Below are 16,589 nucleotides of genomic sequence, written 5' to 3' on the forward strand. Positions count from 1 at the left end.
AAAAATATTAATATTTTTGGAGTTATTGAAGAAAAAAAAATCCTGTTAATACTGACCGGTAAATAGAAAATACAATTAAAAAAACAACATGTCTTCAAATCACATTTTTAAAATCGACTTAAAATGGGCTGCTAAATCGAAAATCGAATTAGCTAATCATCGCAGAATAGTAAAGAACCATTCAATTAAAATAGCAGGGAAACCTGATTTAAATGTTTCAGCAGCTAAAGCATTTAAAGGTGATCCTGATTTATACAATCCTGAAGACCTTTTGTTGAGCAGCTTAGCATCATGCCACATGATGTCGTATTTATATTGCTGCGAAAAAGAAAAAATTGAAGTACTATCCTACTCAGATGATGCAGAAGCCATACTCGAGGTAAATACTGAGGGAAGTGGGCGCATTGTTAAAGTAATCCTTAATCCTAAAGTAATCATTTCTGAGGCTAATCAGATTGATTTAGCTTTGTCATTGCACACAAAGGCCAATCAATTATGTTTTATTGCCAATTCATGTAATTTCCCAGTAGAGCATCATCCGGTCTGCATAACTGATCATGAGTAATTGAGCCGATTAATCACTACCAATTTAGTTCGTAGTTGGTACTTCTACCCCCAGAATCGGCTTTCAATATTACACCTTTATTAACTAAATCTGTAATATCACGTAATGCTGTGTCCGCAGATACTTTAGTCATCTTTGCCCACTTCGAAGATGTTAAATTTCCTTCAAAATTATCCATTAATTTATTCAGCATCAAACGTTGTCTGTCATTACTTATTTTTGAAGCATTAATTGTCCAGAAATGATGCTTTTTAACTACCTTATCGATTATAGTATTGGAGGATAAGATAGCCTTCTGAAGACATTTTAGAAACCAAACAATCCATGCTGTGATTTCAGAATCTCCTTTTTGCGTTTTTTCTAAAATATCGTAGTATCCTTTTCTCTCATTTTTGATTTGCGCTGACATACTATAAAAGCGTTGATTTACGCCATCAGCTTTTGACAATTGCATATCTGTTATTGCCCTCGCGATGCGACCATTGCCGTCATCAAACGGATGTATCGTGACAAACCATAAATGAGCAATAGCGGCTTTCAAAACTGGATCAATGCTCAACTCTGTATTAAACCAATTAATTAACTTAGTCATTTCCTCGACTAGTTTTTCAGCTTTAGGGGCTTCAAAGTGAACAATTTCTCTTCCCATTCCTCCTGATACCACTTGCGTATCACCACTTCTCCATTTTGCGATTTCAATTTTATACAATCCACTTCTGCATGTCGGAAATAATGCCCCTTGCCAATTAAATAATCTTTCTTCACTCAAGGTCTTATCACTATTTTGCGTTGCATCTAACATCATTTCTACTACTCCATCAATATGACGATCAGGATGTGTCAAATTAGAATTATCTAATCCTAATCGAGTAGCAATAGAAGATCTAACCTGTTCAGGGTTTAATATCTCACCCTCTATTTCTGAAGATTGAACAACATCTTGGATAAGTGTCTCTAAATTGGCTTCATCCTTTAACTTAAAACTTAGTAATTCAACCTTTCCTATTATTTTTCCCTGCAAATACCGAACCTCACTTAACAAGTGAATAATCTCTTGCTCATCCCAATGGAAATTTGTCCAGTTATGTCTTTTATGTATGTAAATTGCCATATCTTAAATCGTTTTGCGGTAAATACAATTATTATTCACCGCAAATTAAGCGGAGAATAATTCAGTTATTCACCGCAAATGAAATTAAGACGTTAGCCTTTTCCTAAGCACCATAACAAATGAGTCAGAAAAACAAGGGGATATTTCCAAAAATTCGGTCAAAATAAACTAACATAACTTACTAACAATAAGAAATATACTTACCATTACTTAGCGTAATCATGCAGTAATGATCACCGATTATTTACCAACTGGTAAAATAGGAAGATCATCTTGTATCGGCAACTCTTCTAACATTGCCATTTTGTTGAGAAGGAAAGAATGTTGAGGATATAAATCTCTATCCAAACAAACGAAAAGTTTAGCGAAGATGATTTTCGTTAAGTATCGCCTAAATCAGAAAACCATAACATAAATGCATCTTTTTATCAGGAATCCCTATATTTATCACATCGTCAAAAGAATTATGATAAACATATCCACCCCAAAAATTGCTAAAGCAACAGCCTTTTACAAAACCGTTTTAGGCATGGACATTCTAATGGTTTTATGCATTCTCTAAATTTCAATAACTTGTCGAATACACCAATAACAAAAATCTTCCTATTTATAACCACTGTAATGCTCCTAACTGCCTGCAAAAACAAAAAGGCAACAGAGCAAAACGAAAAGAGACCTGCAACAACAACAACCATGCAGCACATCAAACCTGCATCACAAATCCATACCGACACCTTACAATTCATCTACTTTGAAGGCAATTTCGATTATTGGTCCTGCATATTTCAGAATTCATCAAAAGATACCATATCCCTGGTCACCGACAGCATGATCACCCACAATTTTAAAAACAGACTCTTTGAAGTAAAATGGTTTACCGATACGCTGTACCAGGCAGGCGACAACGACAGTAAATTCGCAGCAAACCGCATGTCCCATTTCAAACCAATTAAAGGAAAACCCTTTGTAGCCCCCATTACTGAGCAACAAATCTTGCAAGACATTAGAAATATACCCGAAGTTCAGACCGAAGAAGTCGTGGTAAATATTGCCGAAAGGCCCTCAGATGAAAAAAACTATTACCTTGTTCAAACCGGAAACCACCAAGCCGACCACTTCTCCCGGTTTTTGATGTTTAAGGTATACACCTACCCAAAGTATCAAATAAACATCTACGATGCGGCAGTAGATACCGAACTCAGCCTGGAAGCATGGAGAAAACAAAACCAGCAATAAGAAACAGCAGAAAAATTAACACTACAAAATCATGACCATTACCTGCAAACTTATTTTAAAACTATCTTTTCTAGTCATTCCCTTATGCATCCTTAGCCTTGATTACACGATGGAATGTTCCATAGCTATGCCATTTTAACCTCCAACTCCCCATCAAAATTATACATAACAGAGACCTCACTATAATAAACCCTACCAGGACCAATTGGAGTGTTAAATCTTCTCCATGTCTGGATTGGAAAAAGTCCAGTTTTCAATTCCTTTAGTTTTTAATTTTAACTGGTTATGCCCATCCATTAAATGGATCAACGTCCTGATCTTTTTCATCATGAAAATTTAGTTCCGCTTAACAATTTCTTATACCCCCGAACTGATGAATCGTTCTTCTATCTTACTCAACCAAATCTTCCAACTCCTGCAATAAGGGCACTTGTCGCTCATTGATATAAAGCCTCGCCTCATCCAAAGAAAACCACATTGCCCGATCTACCTCCGGAAAATCAGCCATCTTTCCAGATCTAGGAGGCCATTCAATGGTGAAAGTATTACAAGTAATCTGAGAAGCATCCAAGTCACCGCGAACCGCCCAGCAATGAACCACTTTACCACCCTTTTGCACAACAGGCTTTAAAGCTATGAATTCCCCGTCGGGCAAATAACCAATTTCTTCCTTAAACTCCCGTAATGCGGTCTGAAAAGCTTTTTCACCAACCATGACCTCGCCTTTAGGCACTGTCCACCAGCCCTTATCCTTATTCCGGAAAAACGGTCCACCAGGGCGGACAAGTAATACCTCGGCTTCCGCTGCTATACCCCTGTACAACAATATACCAGCACTCTGTTTCGCCATACACTACAAAACTAAAAAAAATTAAACTCCTGATTGTCATTGTCATCGAAATTGTTCTTGATGTAATCCTACGGCCTAGTAAACCGAAGAAAATTTGCTTCCCATGCGTAGAATGAACAAGGCTGGTTTGCCTAATGGCTTTCCGGCTCAGAATCCAGAACACCCTGCTTTCGGTTCAATGAAAAAACGAACCAAACGAAAGCAAACAGCCCTATGGCAAAAACAGTATCACCAATTACCCGCAGCCATTTAATATTATCCATTCCCGGGCCTTTCAGGAATTCCGCTGACCGGGCATACCACATCCCTTCATTCACACTGGCGATTGCCTGCAGAATCCCCATTGGCAGCAGGCTTAGCACGAGCATCAGCATCAGACCTATGTTTATTGACCAGAATGCAAAACCAATAAGTTTATCGTTCCATTTCTGAATCCTATACATACTTCGAAGTGTAAATAAGATCAGTCCGATGCCAAGCATTCCGTAAACACCAAACAAGGCGCCATGAGCATGTGCCGAGGTAGTATTTAAGCCTTGGATATAATATAAAGCAAGTGGTGGATTAATTATAAAACCTAAAATTCCGGCCCCAAAGAAATTCCAGAATGCAACTGCAACAAGACAATAGATCGGCCATTTATAATCCACGAGCCATTTAGTTGCTTTGCTCAAGCGGTAATTTTCATACGCCTCATATCCAATCAATACCAATGGAACTACTTCAAGTGCGCTGAATGTAGCCCCAATAGCCATAATTGCTGTCGGGGTTCCACTAAAATATAAATGGTGAAACGTCCCCAGAATTCCTCCTGAAAGAAAGATCACTGTAGATAAGATTACCGTGAGCGTCGCAGTTTTCGTGCGTAACAATCCCAATCTCACGAAAAGGAAAGCCGAAACCACAGTAGCAAACACCTCAAAAAATCCTTCTACCCACAGGTGTACAACCCACCACCGCCAGTATTCAGCAATAGCCAGATTAGTTTGTCTGCCCCACATTAATCCAGCCGCATAAAAGATCGCAATTGCGGCCGATGCCACAAGAAACATGGTGAGCAACCCCTTTTCAGCGGTCTTGCTTCTGATGACTGGAATCAGTGGTCTGAACATCAAAGCAAGCCACACAAATAGTCCGATACAAAGGAAAATCTGCCAGAACCTACCCAGGTCTACATATTCATACCCTTGATGACCAAACCAGAAATTGGTTTCAAGCCCAAGTTTCTGCATCACACCCATCCATTGTCCAGCCATAGAACCTAAAACAATGATCAGGATGCAAATAAAAAGAAAATTCACACCAAGCTTTTGATATTTCGGATCCTTTCCCGCAACCGATGGCGCGATATACAATCCAGTGGCCAGCCATGCCGTAGCAATCCATAAAATGCCAAGCTGAACATGCCAGGTTCGACTGATTGCGTAAGGCAGGGTGCTTGCCAGGTCAAAACCATAGAATGCATCACCTTCCACACCATAATGCGCGGTGATTACTCCAGCAGTAACCTGGATCAGGATCAACCCGCTTACCACCCATATGTATTTTTTGATCGCTAACATGGAAGGTGTTAATACCTGCCGCATCAGCGGATCTTCCACCGGCATATCCGGAGCATGTTCCTCCCGCAACCGGGCATGATAAAATACCATTCCCCCAACCCCTATCAATAGCAGGATTATACTTACACCAGTCCAGATCAGCAGGTTCCCCGTAGGCTTATTGCCTACCAAATCTTCCGCCGGCCAGTTGTGCGTATAGCTGATATCACTATCCGGACGTTCAGTCACACAAGCCCAGGTAGCCCAGAAGAAAAATCCGCTCATCTGGCGCATTCGTATGGGATCTTTTATAGCATTCTTGGGAATGGCATAGTTATTTCGGAGCTCATCCAACTCAGGATTCTCCATAAATAGACCAGCGTAGTACCCATTCAGATATTCGATAGCCTCAGCACGTATGGGTGAGACAATAATTTCTCCGGTTTCGGAATTATAGGTGTTTTTACGAAGCTCGAGTTGAAGCCGCCTTTCTAATCCGGCCTGTTTTTCACTTTCCAATGCTTTATAAGTAATCCCATATTCTGACTCAGACCAGCGGTTTAGAATATAGAGCGCTTCCCTATGTAGCCAATCTGCAGTCCAGTCTGGGGCGAGATAGGCTCCATGTCCCCAAACAGATCCCACTTCCTGCCCTCCCATGCTTTGCCAAACGTTCTGCCCGTCTTTAATATCCTGTCCTTCAAAGACTAACTTTCCTGTCGTAGTTACAACACGCTTAGGCAAAGGTGGCGCTTTCTGGTAAATTTCATGTCCGTAATAACCCAGAACGCTTAACGATACCGTAGTGATTAGGATAAAGACTATCCATAATTTTCTTTCCTGACTCATAGGGTTGATATTTAAAAGACTAAAGTTCAAATAAATACTATCCGGGAATGCTCTTGGTAACCAGAAAGATGCTCCGTTCAGCTGCGAACACGCTATGCGGCACATTTCCCTCCAGGGTCAATAGTTGCCCTGTTGTAAGCTCCTTCGCCGATTCATCAGTGCGAAAAGAAATTGATCCACGAATAACCTGAACACTGATAGGCCCTGGTGCGGTATGCTTTTTCAATTCAGCCTGCCCATCTAAGGCAATGAGCAAAATCTCCATACCCTTGGTTTTGTAAAGCTTTTGGACCTGTATACTTTTTCCCGGCTCAGTTTCCAGCGCTTTAATGGTCGCCGAAAAATCTGAAATATTACCTTTTAAATCTATTTGCGATGTATTTTCCATGTCAACATTTTTGGTAAGGTAAACTTTTTAAATCCATAAACACCTGATTTTTAATTATATTCATTCAGATCTCACTAATATGTTATTGGCGGAGTCGGATTATCTCATATTATTACCAATAATTACCCCCGATATTAAAACTCCTTTTATTTACAACTTTGGTGAAAACAATACTTTCGAACACTTGGATGTAGAAGGCAAAATACGGCAGGGTAAGTATACTGTTACTAATGGCAACATTAAATTTGACTTTGGGGGTGCCGAAGAAAACTACCAAATTAAAGGCGATAAAATTATCCCTCGTGGTAAAACAACTTCAGCCTTACTCGTAAAAAAGATTAACGGCAATTTATTAAAAGGTAATCAGTACACAGGCATTTTATATAACCTGAAATCAAAAGCGGCAATACACACTACCTACCATTTTATAGCCGATAAATTAGGCCTATCTGACGAAAATAGTAAAGCTGTGCCTTTTGGTGACTACACCTTAGTAGGCAACATGGCTGGTTACAAGTGGTATGGGCCAGGTGGCGTTAAGTCGTTGCTTTCACACAGGTTTTTTGTGTTGTACGGAACCCAAATGGTGGTTATCAATATTTATAAAAACCAGAGTCAGGGAGCTACTTCTTTTCTCCTTTTATGCGAAACATCTGTTCCAAATCTCTAATTTTCCAAGAAAGACACCTCAAAAAAAACAATTTTATTTTGCAACAGTTACCAAACAGCCTTATATTTAAGAAAACAAGTACCTGATACATATGGAAGGCAAAATCAAAAATATTCCCGTAAGAACCATAGACGAATACATCGCAAGTTTTCCAATCCACATCCAGAAACTCCTTCAGGAAATTAGAGATACCATAAAGAAAGCCGCTCCCCAAGCAGAAGAAACCATAAATTATGCTATGCCCACTTTCAAACTCAATGGAAACCTGGTCCATTTTGCAGGTTATAAAAAACATATCGGTTTCTACCCCGCCCCTTCTGCAATAACAGCATTTAAAGAAGCCTTATCCGGATACAAAAACGCAAAAGGCTCCGTTCAGTTTCCAATTGACCAGCCCCTTCCCGTGGAACTCATCACCAAAATGGTAGACTTCCGCGTAAAGGAAAATTTAAAAATTCACTCCATGAACTAACAAACAGGGAATATCATCGATTATTTACCAATACATTAAGAGCAAACGCTTAAAAATCAAACAATTAACTCAAGAATAAGACAGATTTTAATCACTAGTTTTTTATGTGATTTTGCCTAATTTTTTTAAATTCCAGTGTGGAAAACTAGGTAGGATTATTGAGGCAAATATAGCATATTTTTAATATCTACTCATAAAAAATACAAAGAAAGCTAATTTAAGAAATCACCCTATTCGTTTACTCCCTCTAATAAATGTATTAATAACTGTAAGATAGAATCGACATTCTTTCCCGATTCGTTAACCATATTTCTGATCAACCCACTTTTTTCTTTTTGTTCTATTTGCACCTGCAAAATATTTACAATACGTTGTAACAAGTCATCATTACCAGCAATAATTTTCCGTATCTCTCTACCTATTACTTTTGCTGCAATTTGCTCTAGTTCAATATCATCTTCCCTACCAAATAAATCAGAGTGATGGTCATATATCAAGTCAGACTGCAGATTAAAAAAATGAAGTACAATATTGATAATATCTCTCGGATCCTTCCCCCTATTCTCGGGACGGGCATCATAGGAAATGAATTTCAACAAAACTATAGCCGGTAGCGTAGCAATCCTAAAACTGTGTCCGGTATCCAAATCAAATGTTGCGGTACCCGATTGATGAACTTCCATAAAGCCGTTAACCTTAATGTTTGTAAGCCCTGTTCCTTTAAAATTCACATCATCATCTATTTCCATTCCGCCAAAAGGTAACATGTCAATCTCCACCCCATCTGGAGAAATCATTATAAAGGCGTTATTCCTTGATTCTGAATAGTTCTTTGTTTCAATCAAATATGTTTTTACACCCTCATAATCCTTTTTAGAAGCTATAAAAACTGCAAAATCTACATCCTTGGTGGCTCTTTGCAATTGCCCAGAGCCCGTGTACCAAACCTCTTTAGCTAATGCTCCGATCAGATAAAAATCTATTTCCATCTGATTAAAGATCACTTCCAAATCATCAAACACTGTCTTTAACTCACCAAGTCTAATATTCATATTCTTGTTTTAAATATTCATTGTAAATTCTTTCAGCTGTTTCTCTATTTCTGGGATCATCAGTGATCATTAAATCTGCATAAATAAGCAAAATCGGTGCAATAGGCAGTGCTTGGTCTGCATCATCCTGCCAGAACTTTTCATAAAATTGAATATTACCTTTAGCATCGGGTAATAACCTCCATTTTTGCATTAATATTGGTTTAGCCTCTGTCGTATAAACAGTAAACTCTTTTGCGTTTAAATAATTTGTGATTAGTTCTGCCCCTGGTTCGCCACCCCATACCGTTTCGCCAGCCCTTACTGGAAAATTATCCAGGTTCATTAAGTCTTCAGGCTTATTCAATCTATATTTTCCAATTAATAATAGCGGTTTCAAAGTTTCTTTATAACCCGCAATCCATCTTTCCAATAAAGCTCTTTTGTTCTGCAATACCATTTCCTTCTCGTTGATCTGCAATATAAACCCAGCCTGTTCCAACCCTAAAACGATATTTCTTATATTACCAAGTGCTACCCCTGTAGCCTTGGCAAGGGCCCGATATGGCATATTGATTGCATCATTATGCCATAGCAAGTAAAAAACTGTCCTTAATCCTGTCTTTGTAAATGCTCTATTAGTCACAGGGGCCTCCTGTTCTATATTTTTTCTCCCGTCCAACCAGATGTAATTACCCTCAGTATGTACATAAATATTCCCAGCTCCATCTAAGTATCCAATCTTATGTTCCCTAAGTTTCTCCTTTAGTTTTGGAAAAATTCGTTCAGCAACTACCATTAATGGTTGATATTTTGAAGCCAGCTCAATTAATCTCGGCAAATGATACTCTCTAAGTTCCGTTTTTACTTCCACATAAAAATGAGCTTGAGTACTTCCCAAATCCAAATCAATAGATCCATCAATCCCCTTATCAAACTGGTCACTTCTTAAATTCCAGGTACCCGTCAAACCGGTATGATCTGCCAATTGTACTAATGCTCGATCTGCAATTTCTGTTTCGTTCACCATAACACGATGTTCACGTAACGTGAACATTCAAATTTAGTGAACATAAGTATAAAAACAAAATTAAGGATGGGCTAATATGCATCGAAACGTCATAGATCCCAAGATAGACGTTCTGACAAACCTTCTTTTCTAGGCGATTGATCGCTTAGAGTAATCCATAAGTTTTACGAACGCTATCTGCTTGGGATCCTTTAAGAACCTTAATTACTCGTGTACGGTATTCTATTGCTGTACTCCTACTTGAGCTTAGCGTAATAAAGTATACAAATAGCTGTGCCGACGGTGTATGCAATCATATCACTCCAGAGAAAACCATTTCCAAGAACCAATGCACCTATGGTCGTATTTCGTATCTGATTAATCCATGGAGCACGATAGAGCTGGCTAATTTCAATAGAATAACAGATTGACAAACTAATTAATGCAACCTTCCAGTACCGCAATTGGATCAGAAGAAATTTTATCAAAAGAAACATCATTACGGCATATAATATATCACCAACAATTAATGGTATTACAGTTAATTTTCTGGATAAAATACCGAGAGCTATTACAACAAGAACTAATAGCGCATAAATAATACTCTTACTCTTCAAACTTGCTATATAAAACATTTAAGTACTTTATACATATTAATTCTCTTTGCATTTTTCCTTGAGCGCATTAGTAAACTCCAATGTAATTGGTTTACCCCCAGATCCATACATTCTTTATAATATCTCCAGGCCTTTTTGCAATCGTTCTTTAAAAACCAGCAAATGGAAAGTTTAAATAAGGTATTCTGATTTTTAGGATCTATAATATACGACTGCTCCAATAGTGTTATAGCATTGATGAGGTTACTAAGATCATTGTTGACCTGATAATAAACTAAATAAACAGTTGCCTTATCGGTAATTATTCTAGGATTTTTAGGATCAATGCTCAGCTTGGATTTTCAATTCTCTGGCTACTTGTTTTCCATGTCTGCTATTACAGGTATGGCTGCAAAATCTGGTGACAGTAGTTTTTGCGATAAATACGTTTCCGCAAAACTCACAAACTCTTTTTACCTGAATGTTTGAACTCATTCTATTTTCGTTTTAGGTTAGTGCACAGTAACCAATTTTGACCAAATCAGCCCCAAAAACACCTGTTTTTACTGCGAATTCCTAAGTGTCATTAAGCGACAATAAGTGTAATTAAGGAGTCGTTTGATGACCTGAATCGCCATAATTTACCAGATGATTTTTAAACCTGATTTTTAGGAGAAAAAAGCTACAAATGCGCTACAAAAGTCAGAAAAACAAAGTGATATTTCCAAAAATATGGACAAAAGAAATTCACATAACTTATTAACAATAAGCCATATACTTGTCATTACTTAGCGTAATTATGCAGTAATTATCATCGATTATTTGCCGATACAGAACTTACTAAATATATTTTCAAGCAAATCATCCGTAGTAACCTGACCTGTAATCTCACCAAGGTAATGTAATGCCAGCTTAATATCCATTGCAAGGAAATCCGAGGTCACCGGATTATTAAGTCCCGCAGCAACATTATTTAAAGCATTACGCGTCCTTTGTAACGCTTCTACATGCCTGATATTAGTTACCATGGTATGGTTATCAGAAAGCTTGTCACCCACCGCAGTATTGTACAACAACTCTTTCAGCTCTTCTATATTCTGATATCCTTTAGCCGAAATAGATATAAACTCAATATCTGATGGCAGTTTCAACTCTTTTAATCTGTCGCTATAAGAAAGGTCCATTTTATTCGCAACCGCTATAAAAGCTATCCCCGGCTTATGTAAACTCATGATGTCATCTCTTACTTCGGTTGCCGAAGTATTAACCACATCAAATAAATAAACCAGTACGGCCGATTGGCTAATCTTCTGCATGGTTTTCTCTACACCAATCGCTTCAATAGTATCTGTAGCTTCACGAATACCTGCGGTATCAATCAACCTGAAATTTATACCATTGATATTCAATACTTCTTCAATGGTATCTCTGGTAGTTCCCGCAATTTCACTTACAATAGCGCGATCTTCATTTAATAAAGCATTCAGTAATGTTGATTTACCTGCATTTGGTCGGCCTGCAATAACGGTATTGATACCCATTTTAATCACATTACCCAACTCGAACGAGCGGATCAGCTTGTTCAGCACCAAAGTAATCTTATCAATCAGCGCTTGTAACTGATCTCTATTAGCAAACTCCACATCTTCTTCTGCAAAGTCTAATTCCAACTCTATCATAGAGGCGAAATGAATCAACTGCTCCCGCAATACATTCAATTCTGTACTAAATCCTCCTCTTAGCTGGTTCATCGCTACACTATGTGCAGCTGCAGAATCTGATGAGATAAGATCTGCTACTGCTTCTGCTTGAGATAGATCTAGTCCACCATTTAAGAATGCTCTTAAGGTAAACTCACCTGGTTTAGCTGCTGATGCTCCTTTACGTATCAACAGGTTAATGATCTGTTGAATGATGTAATTGGAACCATGGCAGGAAATCTCTACCGTGTTTTCTTTGGTATAGGATTTAGGAGCAACAAACAAACTCACAAGAACCTCATCTATAACTACATTACCATCTTTAATTAAACCAAAATGTATAGTATGTGAATCCTGTTTTTCCAGATCTTTACCACTAAAAACAGAGTTCATGATGGTAATGGCATCTTTTCCTGAAAGGCGGATTACTCCTATAGCACCCACTCCGGGTGGTGTAGATAAGGCAACTATAGTTTCGTTTGTAATCATGGATATTCTTCTTTAAATTTAATTTGTGGCACAAAATTAGCCAAACATTCGATACCTAATAGTTTTATACGTTCAAAAATCAAACAAATTACGAATGAAAGACATGCCACTTACCGTTAGACGGTCAATTGAATTACTGGGGATTGTCCTTGTCGGAGCACTCCTTGTCATTGGAAATGACATCATTATGCCAATAATCATGGCCTTTTTTATCAGTATCGTACTGTTACCTATATTTCGGTTTTTGAGAAGATATAAGTTTCCGGAGATTGCTGCTATTATTTTGCCCATCCTGCTATTGGCTATTTTTATAGGTTTAATTGTATGGTTTTTCTCGGCTCAGTTCGCAACACTGGTCAACGAATTCCCTGAAATAAAGAAAAATGTAAGCTCGCATTTGAATTCCATCAGTGCCTGGATCAGCAGTATCAGCGACTTCTCTACTAAGGAACAGGTGAAGTTCATCAATGATAAAAGTAATGACCTGTTGGGTATGGCCGGAAAGGCTGCCAGTGGTGCTGCTGTAACCTTAAGTTCTGTATTTGTATTTATGGGTCTATTGCCTATATACATCTACCTGATGTTGTTTTATAAAGACATTTTACTTCGTTTCATCTTTATGTGGTTTAAAACAGAACACCACCCTAGAGTTAAAGATGCGATCTACGAAACGGAGTCTATCATTAAAAGTTATCTGGTAGGTTTACTGATACAGGTGACCTATATGACGATTCTATTAGGTGGGATATTGCTTTTGGTAGGTATTAAACATGCATTGCTGATTGGGGTAATCTTTGCCATCTTAAACCTTATTCCATACGTTGGTGCTTTAATCGGAAACATCATTGGTGTATTGCTCACCTTAACTTCATCTACAGAACTTTGGCCGGTAATTACCGTTCTTTTAGTTATAGCAGGAGTTCAGTTTCTTGACAATAACATATTAATGCCCAGGATTGTAGGATCTAAAGTTAAGATCAATGCACTGTTTGCAATTTTAGGTGTGATTATAGGTGGTAGTATTGCAGGGGTCTCCGGAATGTTCCTCGCCTTACCTATTATAGCCGTGTTAAAAATCATATTCGACAGAACTGATTCCTTTAAACAATGGGGAGTTCTATTGGGTGACGAAAGACCTTCTAAAAGCCCTATGACTTTCGCTTCCTTCAGGAAGAAGAAGCCTGTGGCAACGAAGCCAGGGGTAGAAAAAACAAAAGAGAAGGAATAATTCCTTCTCTTTTGTTTTAATAGCCTATGTATTGATTACAATAACGCTTTAAAAGCGTTTTTTACATGCGTTCTGGAACTGTAATCCCCAATATGTTCATACCATTCTTCAATATGGTTGCCGTTACAAAGCTTAGGTTTAAACGGTGTTTCTTAACCGCTTCGTTGTCTTCTTTGATAATCGGTGGTGTCTCATGATAAAATTTGTTAAACATCTTTGCTACCTCGTATAGGTAATTAGCTAATAAAGCCGGACTATGCGATTTGGCCGCCGATTGGATCTCGGATGGATATTTACCTAACAGCATGATCATTTCGAGCTCTGTAGGCGTAATAACAGCATCAGCAACACCAGCATAAGCGAAATCATAGTTTGCTTTTTGCAATAAAGATTTAATCCTTGCGTGTGTGTACTGTATAAACGGCCCTGTATTACCCTGGAAGTCTATAGACTCTGCTGGATCAAACAGTAATCTCTTTTTAGGCTCTACCTTAAGCAGGAAGTATTTTAAAGCCCCCATACCGATGTTATAGTACAATTGCTCCTTCTCTTGCTCGTCAAAGTCATTCACTTTACCTAAAGCTTCAGTCTTGGCTTTTGCAGTTTCAATCATCTCTGCAACCAGATCATCTGCATCTACAACAGTTCCTTCACGTGATTTCATCTTACCACTAGGCAAATCGACCATACCGTACGATAAATGGTGCAATCCTTTAGCCCAGCTTTTACCCAGTTTCTCTAAAATCAGGAACAATACTTTAAAGTGATAATCCTGTTCGTTACCTACCACGTAGATAGATTCGTCCATTTTGAAATCATCATACTTCATTTGTGCTGTACCTAAATCCTGTGTAATGTATACCGATGTACCATCAGCACGAAGTACCAGTTTCTGATCTAAGCCATCTGCTGTAAGGTCTATCCATACTGAACCGTCTGGTTTTTTAAAGAAGACACCTTTTTCCAGTCCTTCTTCAACTGTTCCTTTACCCAACAGGTAAGTATTGCTTTCGTAATAGTACTTGTCAAAATCAACGCCCAGGTTTTTATAAGATACTTCGAATCCATCATATACCCAGCCGTTCATCTTTTTCCAAAGATCAATAACCTCAGGTACACCAGCTTCCCAGTCTTGCAGCATTTTCTGTGCTTCCTTGATTAATGGCGCGTTCTTTTTAGCTTCTTCTTCGGTTTGTCCCTCTAGCTTTAAAACATCAATCTCCTTTTTATACTCTTTGTCGAATATAACGTAATACTTTCCTACCAGGTGATCGCCTTTTAGCAATGAGCTTTCCGGCGTTTCGCCATTACCCCATTTTTGCCAGGCCAGCATCGATTTACAGATATGAATCCCCCTATCGTTTACCAGGTTCACTTTAACTACATCGTAGCCACTTGCTTTTAACAGCTCTGCTACTGAATAACCCAACAGGTTATTTCTAACATGTCCAAGGTGTAAAGGCTTATTTGTGTTTGGCGAAGAATACTCTACCATTACCTTTTTACCATTTGGAATAACTGCTCCAAATGAAGGGTTTAATAGACTTGAGTTAAAGAGATTGATCCAGTAAGCATCTGAAATGATGAGGTTCAAAAATCCTTTAACGACATTAAAACCAGTAATATCTTCAATATGTTTTACCAGGTATTCGCCCAGATCAGTTGCTGTAGCTTCTGGTGATTTTTTAGAAAAGCGTACTACAGGAAATACAACTATAGTGATCTGACCTTCAAATTCAGCTCTTGTATCCTGTAAGCTTACCTGACTCTCAGGCAATTCCTGATTGTATAATTCTTTTACCGCAGCAACAGTTGCTGTAATAATATGTTGTTCGATGTTCATAATACTAATAATCCCCAAATCTACTATTCGTTTCTGAAAGCGTTGGTGGCTTTAATTAAAATTTCAAAGGCATGCTCTGCCATTTGGTTTTCGCGATCTAAGGTGGGGTTTACTTCCACTATTTCAAAACAGCAAACCTTTTGATTGGTCAGCAGTCCTGACATTAACTTACCCGCTTCTCTTTCTGTTAATCCTTGCGCTACCGGTGTTCCTGTTCCTCTGGATGTTGTAGGATCCAAAGAATCTACATCAAAGGACACGTAAATGATGTCGCAGTGATCCAGATATTGAAGTGTTTCAATTACGGTACGTTCTACTCCTCTTTTCCGCAGGTCTGCAGTGGTTATATTTTTAACCTTATGCTTTTTTAACAAATGTGCTTCCGGTTTTTCCATATCCCTGGCAGAGATCAGTACCAGGTCGCTATAATGAATCTTTGGTGCGATGTTTCCAACGTTTTTTAGCTGGTACCAATAGTTGATGGTCTCCTGATCTAACTTATTCACTTTCGCGTCTAAATTATCTTCATCCAAGGCCATAGCCAGAGGCATTCCGTGCATATTTCCGGAGGGCGTTGTGTAAGGGGAATGTAAATCTGCATGTGCATCTATCCAAATTACTCCTAATCTTAATTTAGGATATGCAGCTTTAATACCGGCAATTGTACCAGCAGCGGTGCTATGATCGGCAGCTAAAACAACAGGAAACTCACCTTTCACCAGTGTTGAACTTACCTCGTCACTTACCCGCTCTACCATGGTCAAAATTCCCGAAATGCGCTTTGCAAAGGGACTACCGGTACCTTCAAGCAATAAATGGTTCTCATTAGGAACCTCTACAGACTTATGTTTCTTAAAAAATCTGCTCCCAAAATCCAGGGCTGCAATCTTAATTGCATCCACTCCCAAACTGGAGCCGCGTGTACCGGCGCCGATCTCAGATTTTACCTCAATTATTTTTAAAGTCTTAGTCATAAAAAAAAATACGGGTGTATTTTATAAAGTGTTTATC

At 38.4% G+C, this 16,589-nt stretch carries 15 protein-coding genes; 5 read left to right on the forward strand and 10 right to left on the reverse strand.

All coding sequences use genetic code 11. The features are described from left to right. The first annotated feature begins 88 nt into the window (after positions 1-88). On the forward strand, positions 89-565 hold the full coding sequence (locus WC623_RS12005) for an OsmC family protein (RefSeq protein WP_372851299.1): 477 nt from the start codon (positions 89-91) through the stop codon (positions 563-565). 16 nt (positions 566-581) lie between these two features. Here the strand turns inward: WC623_RS12005 and WC623_RS12010 are convergent, their stop codons facing one another. Next, a complete protein-coding gene (locus WC623_RS12010; RefSeq protein WP_372851301.1) occupies positions 582-1,676 on the reverse strand; it encodes a Fic family protein in 1,095 nt (364 codons plus the stop codon). Between the two features lie 621 nt (positions 1,677-2,297). On the opposite strand from WC623_RS12010, the gene WC623_RS12015 reads away from it, so the two are divergent. After that, positions 2,298-2,912 carry a hypothetical protein gene (locus WC623_RS12015; RefSeq protein WP_372851303.1) on the forward strand — a complete coding sequence of 205 codons (615 nt, stop codon included), beginning with the start codon at positions 2,298-2,300 and terminating at the stop codon, positions 2,910-2,912. 391 nt (positions 2,913-3,303) lie between these two features. On the opposite strand, the gene WC623_RS12020 is transcribed toward WC623_RS12015, so the two are convergent. From WC623_RS12020 to WC623_RS12030, 3 genes are all read right to left on the reverse strand, one after another. Then, complete coding sequence (locus tag WC623_RS12020; RefSeq protein ID WP_372851305.1) at positions 3,304-3,762, reverse strand: NUDIX domain-containing protein; 459 nt, start codon at positions 3,760-3,762, stop codon at positions 3,304-3,306. Between the two features lie 131 nt (positions 3,763-3,893). Then, positions 3,894-6,152: a nitric-oxide reductase large subunit gene (locus tag WC623_RS12025; protein ID WP_372851307.1), complete on the reverse strand. Its 2,259-nt coding sequence runs from the start codon at positions 6,150-6,152 to the stop codon at positions 3,894-3,896. Positions 6,153-6,189: 37 nt separating this feature from the next. Further along, positions 6,190-6,540 (reverse strand): cupin domain-containing protein, encoded by a 351-nt coding sequence (locus tag WC623_RS12030; protein ID WP_372851309.1) that lies wholly within the window; start codon positions 6,538-6,540, stop codon positions 6,190-6,192. Positions 6,541-6,619: 79 nt separating this feature from the next. Here WC623_RS12030 and WC623_RS12035 point away from each other — a divergent pair, with 79 nt between their 5' ends. Together WC623_RS12035 and WC623_RS12040 are read left to right on the forward strand one after the other, a co-directional pair. Further along, entirely contained in the window at positions 6,620-7,210 is a 591-nt protein-coding gene (locus tag WC623_RS12035) for a hypothetical protein (RefSeq protein WP_372851311.1), read from the forward strand. Positions 7,211-7,301: 91 nt separating this feature from the next. After that, on the forward strand, positions 7,302-7,682 hold the full coding sequence (locus tag WC623_RS12040) for an iron chaperone (protein ID WP_372851313.1): 381 nt from the start codon (positions 7,302-7,304) through the stop codon (positions 7,680-7,682). Positions 7,683-7,912: 230 nt separating this feature from the next. Here the strand turns inward: WC623_RS12040 and WC623_RS12045 are convergent, their stop codons facing one another. The 4 genes from WC623_RS12045 to mnmE all read right to left on the reverse strand — a co-directional run bounded on the left by WC623_RS12045 (position 7,913) and on the right by mnmE (position 12,507). After that, positions 7,913-8,734 carry a hypothetical protein gene (locus WC623_RS12045; RefSeq protein WP_372851315.1) on the reverse strand — a complete coding sequence of 274 codons (822 nt, stop codon included), beginning with the start codon at positions 8,732-8,734 and terminating at the stop codon, positions 7,913-7,915. Continuing rightward, complete coding sequence (locus WC623_RS12050) at positions 8,724-9,770, reverse strand: type IV toxin-antitoxin system AbiEi family antitoxin (protein WP_372851317.1); 1,047 nt, start codon at positions 9,768-9,770, stop codon at positions 8,724-8,726. Before WC623_RS12050 ends, WC623_RS12045 begins: the two co-directional genes overlap by 11 nt. A 209-nt stretch (positions 9,771-9,979) precedes the next feature. Next, positions 9,980-10,357, reverse strand: coding sequence for a DUF2809 domain-containing protein (locus WC623_RS12055; protein WP_372851318.1), 378 nt, complete (start codon positions 10,355-10,357; stop codon positions 9,980-9,982). Between the two features lie 779 nt (positions 10,358-11,136). After that, positions 11,137-12,507 carry a tRNA uridine-5-carboxymethylaminomethyl(34) synthesis GTPase MnmE gene (gene mnmE / locus WC623_RS12060; protein ID WP_372851320.1) on the reverse strand — a complete coding sequence of 457 codons (1,371 nt, stop codon included), beginning with the start codon at positions 12,505-12,507 and terminating at the stop codon, positions 11,137-11,139. Positions 12,508-12,601: 94 nt separating this feature from the next. Between mnmE and WC623_RS12065 the strand changes: the two genes are divergently transcribed. After that, positions 12,602-13,735: an AI-2E family transporter gene (locus WC623_RS12065; protein ID WP_372851322.1), complete on the forward strand. Its 1,134-nt coding sequence runs from the start codon at positions 12,602-12,604 to the stop codon at positions 13,733-13,735. Positions 13,736-13,796: 61 nt separating this feature from the next. On the opposite strand, the gene argS is transcribed toward WC623_RS12065, so the two are convergent. Continuing rightward, on the reverse strand, positions 13,797-15,578 hold the full coding sequence (gene argS, locus WC623_RS12070; protein WP_372851324.1) for an arginine--tRNA ligase: 1,782 nt from the start codon (positions 15,576-15,578) through the stop codon (positions 13,797-13,799). Positions 15,579-15,601: 23 nt separating this feature from the next. Continuing rightward, complete coding sequence (locus WC623_RS12075; protein ID WP_372851326.1) at positions 15,602-16,552, reverse strand: arginase; 951 nt, start codon at positions 16,550-16,552, stop codon at positions 15,602-15,604. Positions 16,553-16,589 lie beyond the last annotated feature (37 nt).

Origin of the sequence: Pedobacter sp. (assembly GCF_041645105.1) — a bacterium.
Taxonomy (GTDB): Bacteria; Bacteroidota; Bacteroidia; order Sphingobacteriales; family Sphingobacteriaceae; genus Pedobacter.

What these genes read in the sequence shown, in the direction of transcription:
- WC623_RS12005 (WP_372851299.1), top strand. Translation starts at nt 89, where the DNA reads ATGTCTTCAAATCACATTTTTAAAATCGACTTAAAATGGGCTGCTAAA.
- WC623_RS12010 (WP_372851301.1), bottom strand. Translation starts at nt 1,676, where the DNA reads ATGGCAATTTACATACATAAAAGACATAACTGGACAAATTTCCATTGG.
- WC623_RS12015 (WP_372851303.1), top strand. Translation starts at nt 2,298, where the DNA reads ATGCTCCTAACTGCCTGCAAAAACAAAAAGGCAACAGAGCAAAACGAA.
- WC623_RS12020 (WP_372851305.1), bottom strand. Translation starts at nt 3,762, where the DNA reads ATGGCGAAACAGAGTGCTGGTATATTGTTGTACAGGGGTATAGCAGCG.
- WC623_RS12025 (WP_372851307.1), bottom strand. Translation starts at nt 6,152, where the DNA reads ATGAGTCAGGAAAGAAAATTATGGATAGTCTTTATCCTAATCACTACG.
- WC623_RS12030 (WP_372851309.1), bottom strand. Translation starts at nt 6,540, where the DNA reads ATGGAAAATACATCGCAAATAGATTTAAAAGGTAATATTTCAGATTTT.
- WC623_RS12035 (WP_372851311.1), top strand. Translation starts at nt 6,620, where the DNA reads ATGTTATTGGCGGAGTCGGATTATCTCATATTATTACCAATAATTACC.
- WC623_RS12040 (WP_372851313.1), top strand. Translation starts at nt 7,302, where the DNA reads ATGGAAGGCAAAATCAAAAATATTCCCGTAAGAACCATAGACGAATAC.
- WC623_RS12045 (WP_372851315.1), bottom strand. Translation starts at nt 8,734, where the DNA reads ATGAATATTAGACTTGGTGAGTTAAAGACAGTGTTTGATGATTTGGAA.
- WC623_RS12050 (WP_372851317.1), bottom strand. Translation starts at nt 9,770, where the DNA reads ATGTTCACGTTACGTGAACATCGTGTTATGGTGAACGAAACAGAAATT.
- WC623_RS12055 (WP_372851318.1), bottom strand. Translation starts at nt 10,357, where the DNA reads ATGTTTTATATAGCAAGTTTGAAGAGTAAGAGTATTATTTATGCGCTA.
- mnmE (WP_372851320.1), bottom strand. Translation starts at nt 12,507, where the DNA reads ATGATTACAAACGAAACTATAGTTGCCTTATCTACACCACCCGGAGTG.
- WC623_RS12065 (WP_372851322.1), top strand. Translation starts at nt 12,602, where the DNA reads ATGAAAGACATGCCACTTACCGTTAGACGGTCAATTGAATTACTGGGG.
- argS (WP_372851324.1), bottom strand. Translation starts at nt 15,578, where the DNA reads ATGAACATCGAACAACATATTATTACAGCAACTGTTGCTGCGGTAAAA.
- WC623_RS12075 (WP_372851326.1), bottom strand. Translation starts at nt 16,552, where the DNA reads ATGACTAAGACTTTAAAAATAATTGAGGTAAAATCTGAGATCGGCGCC.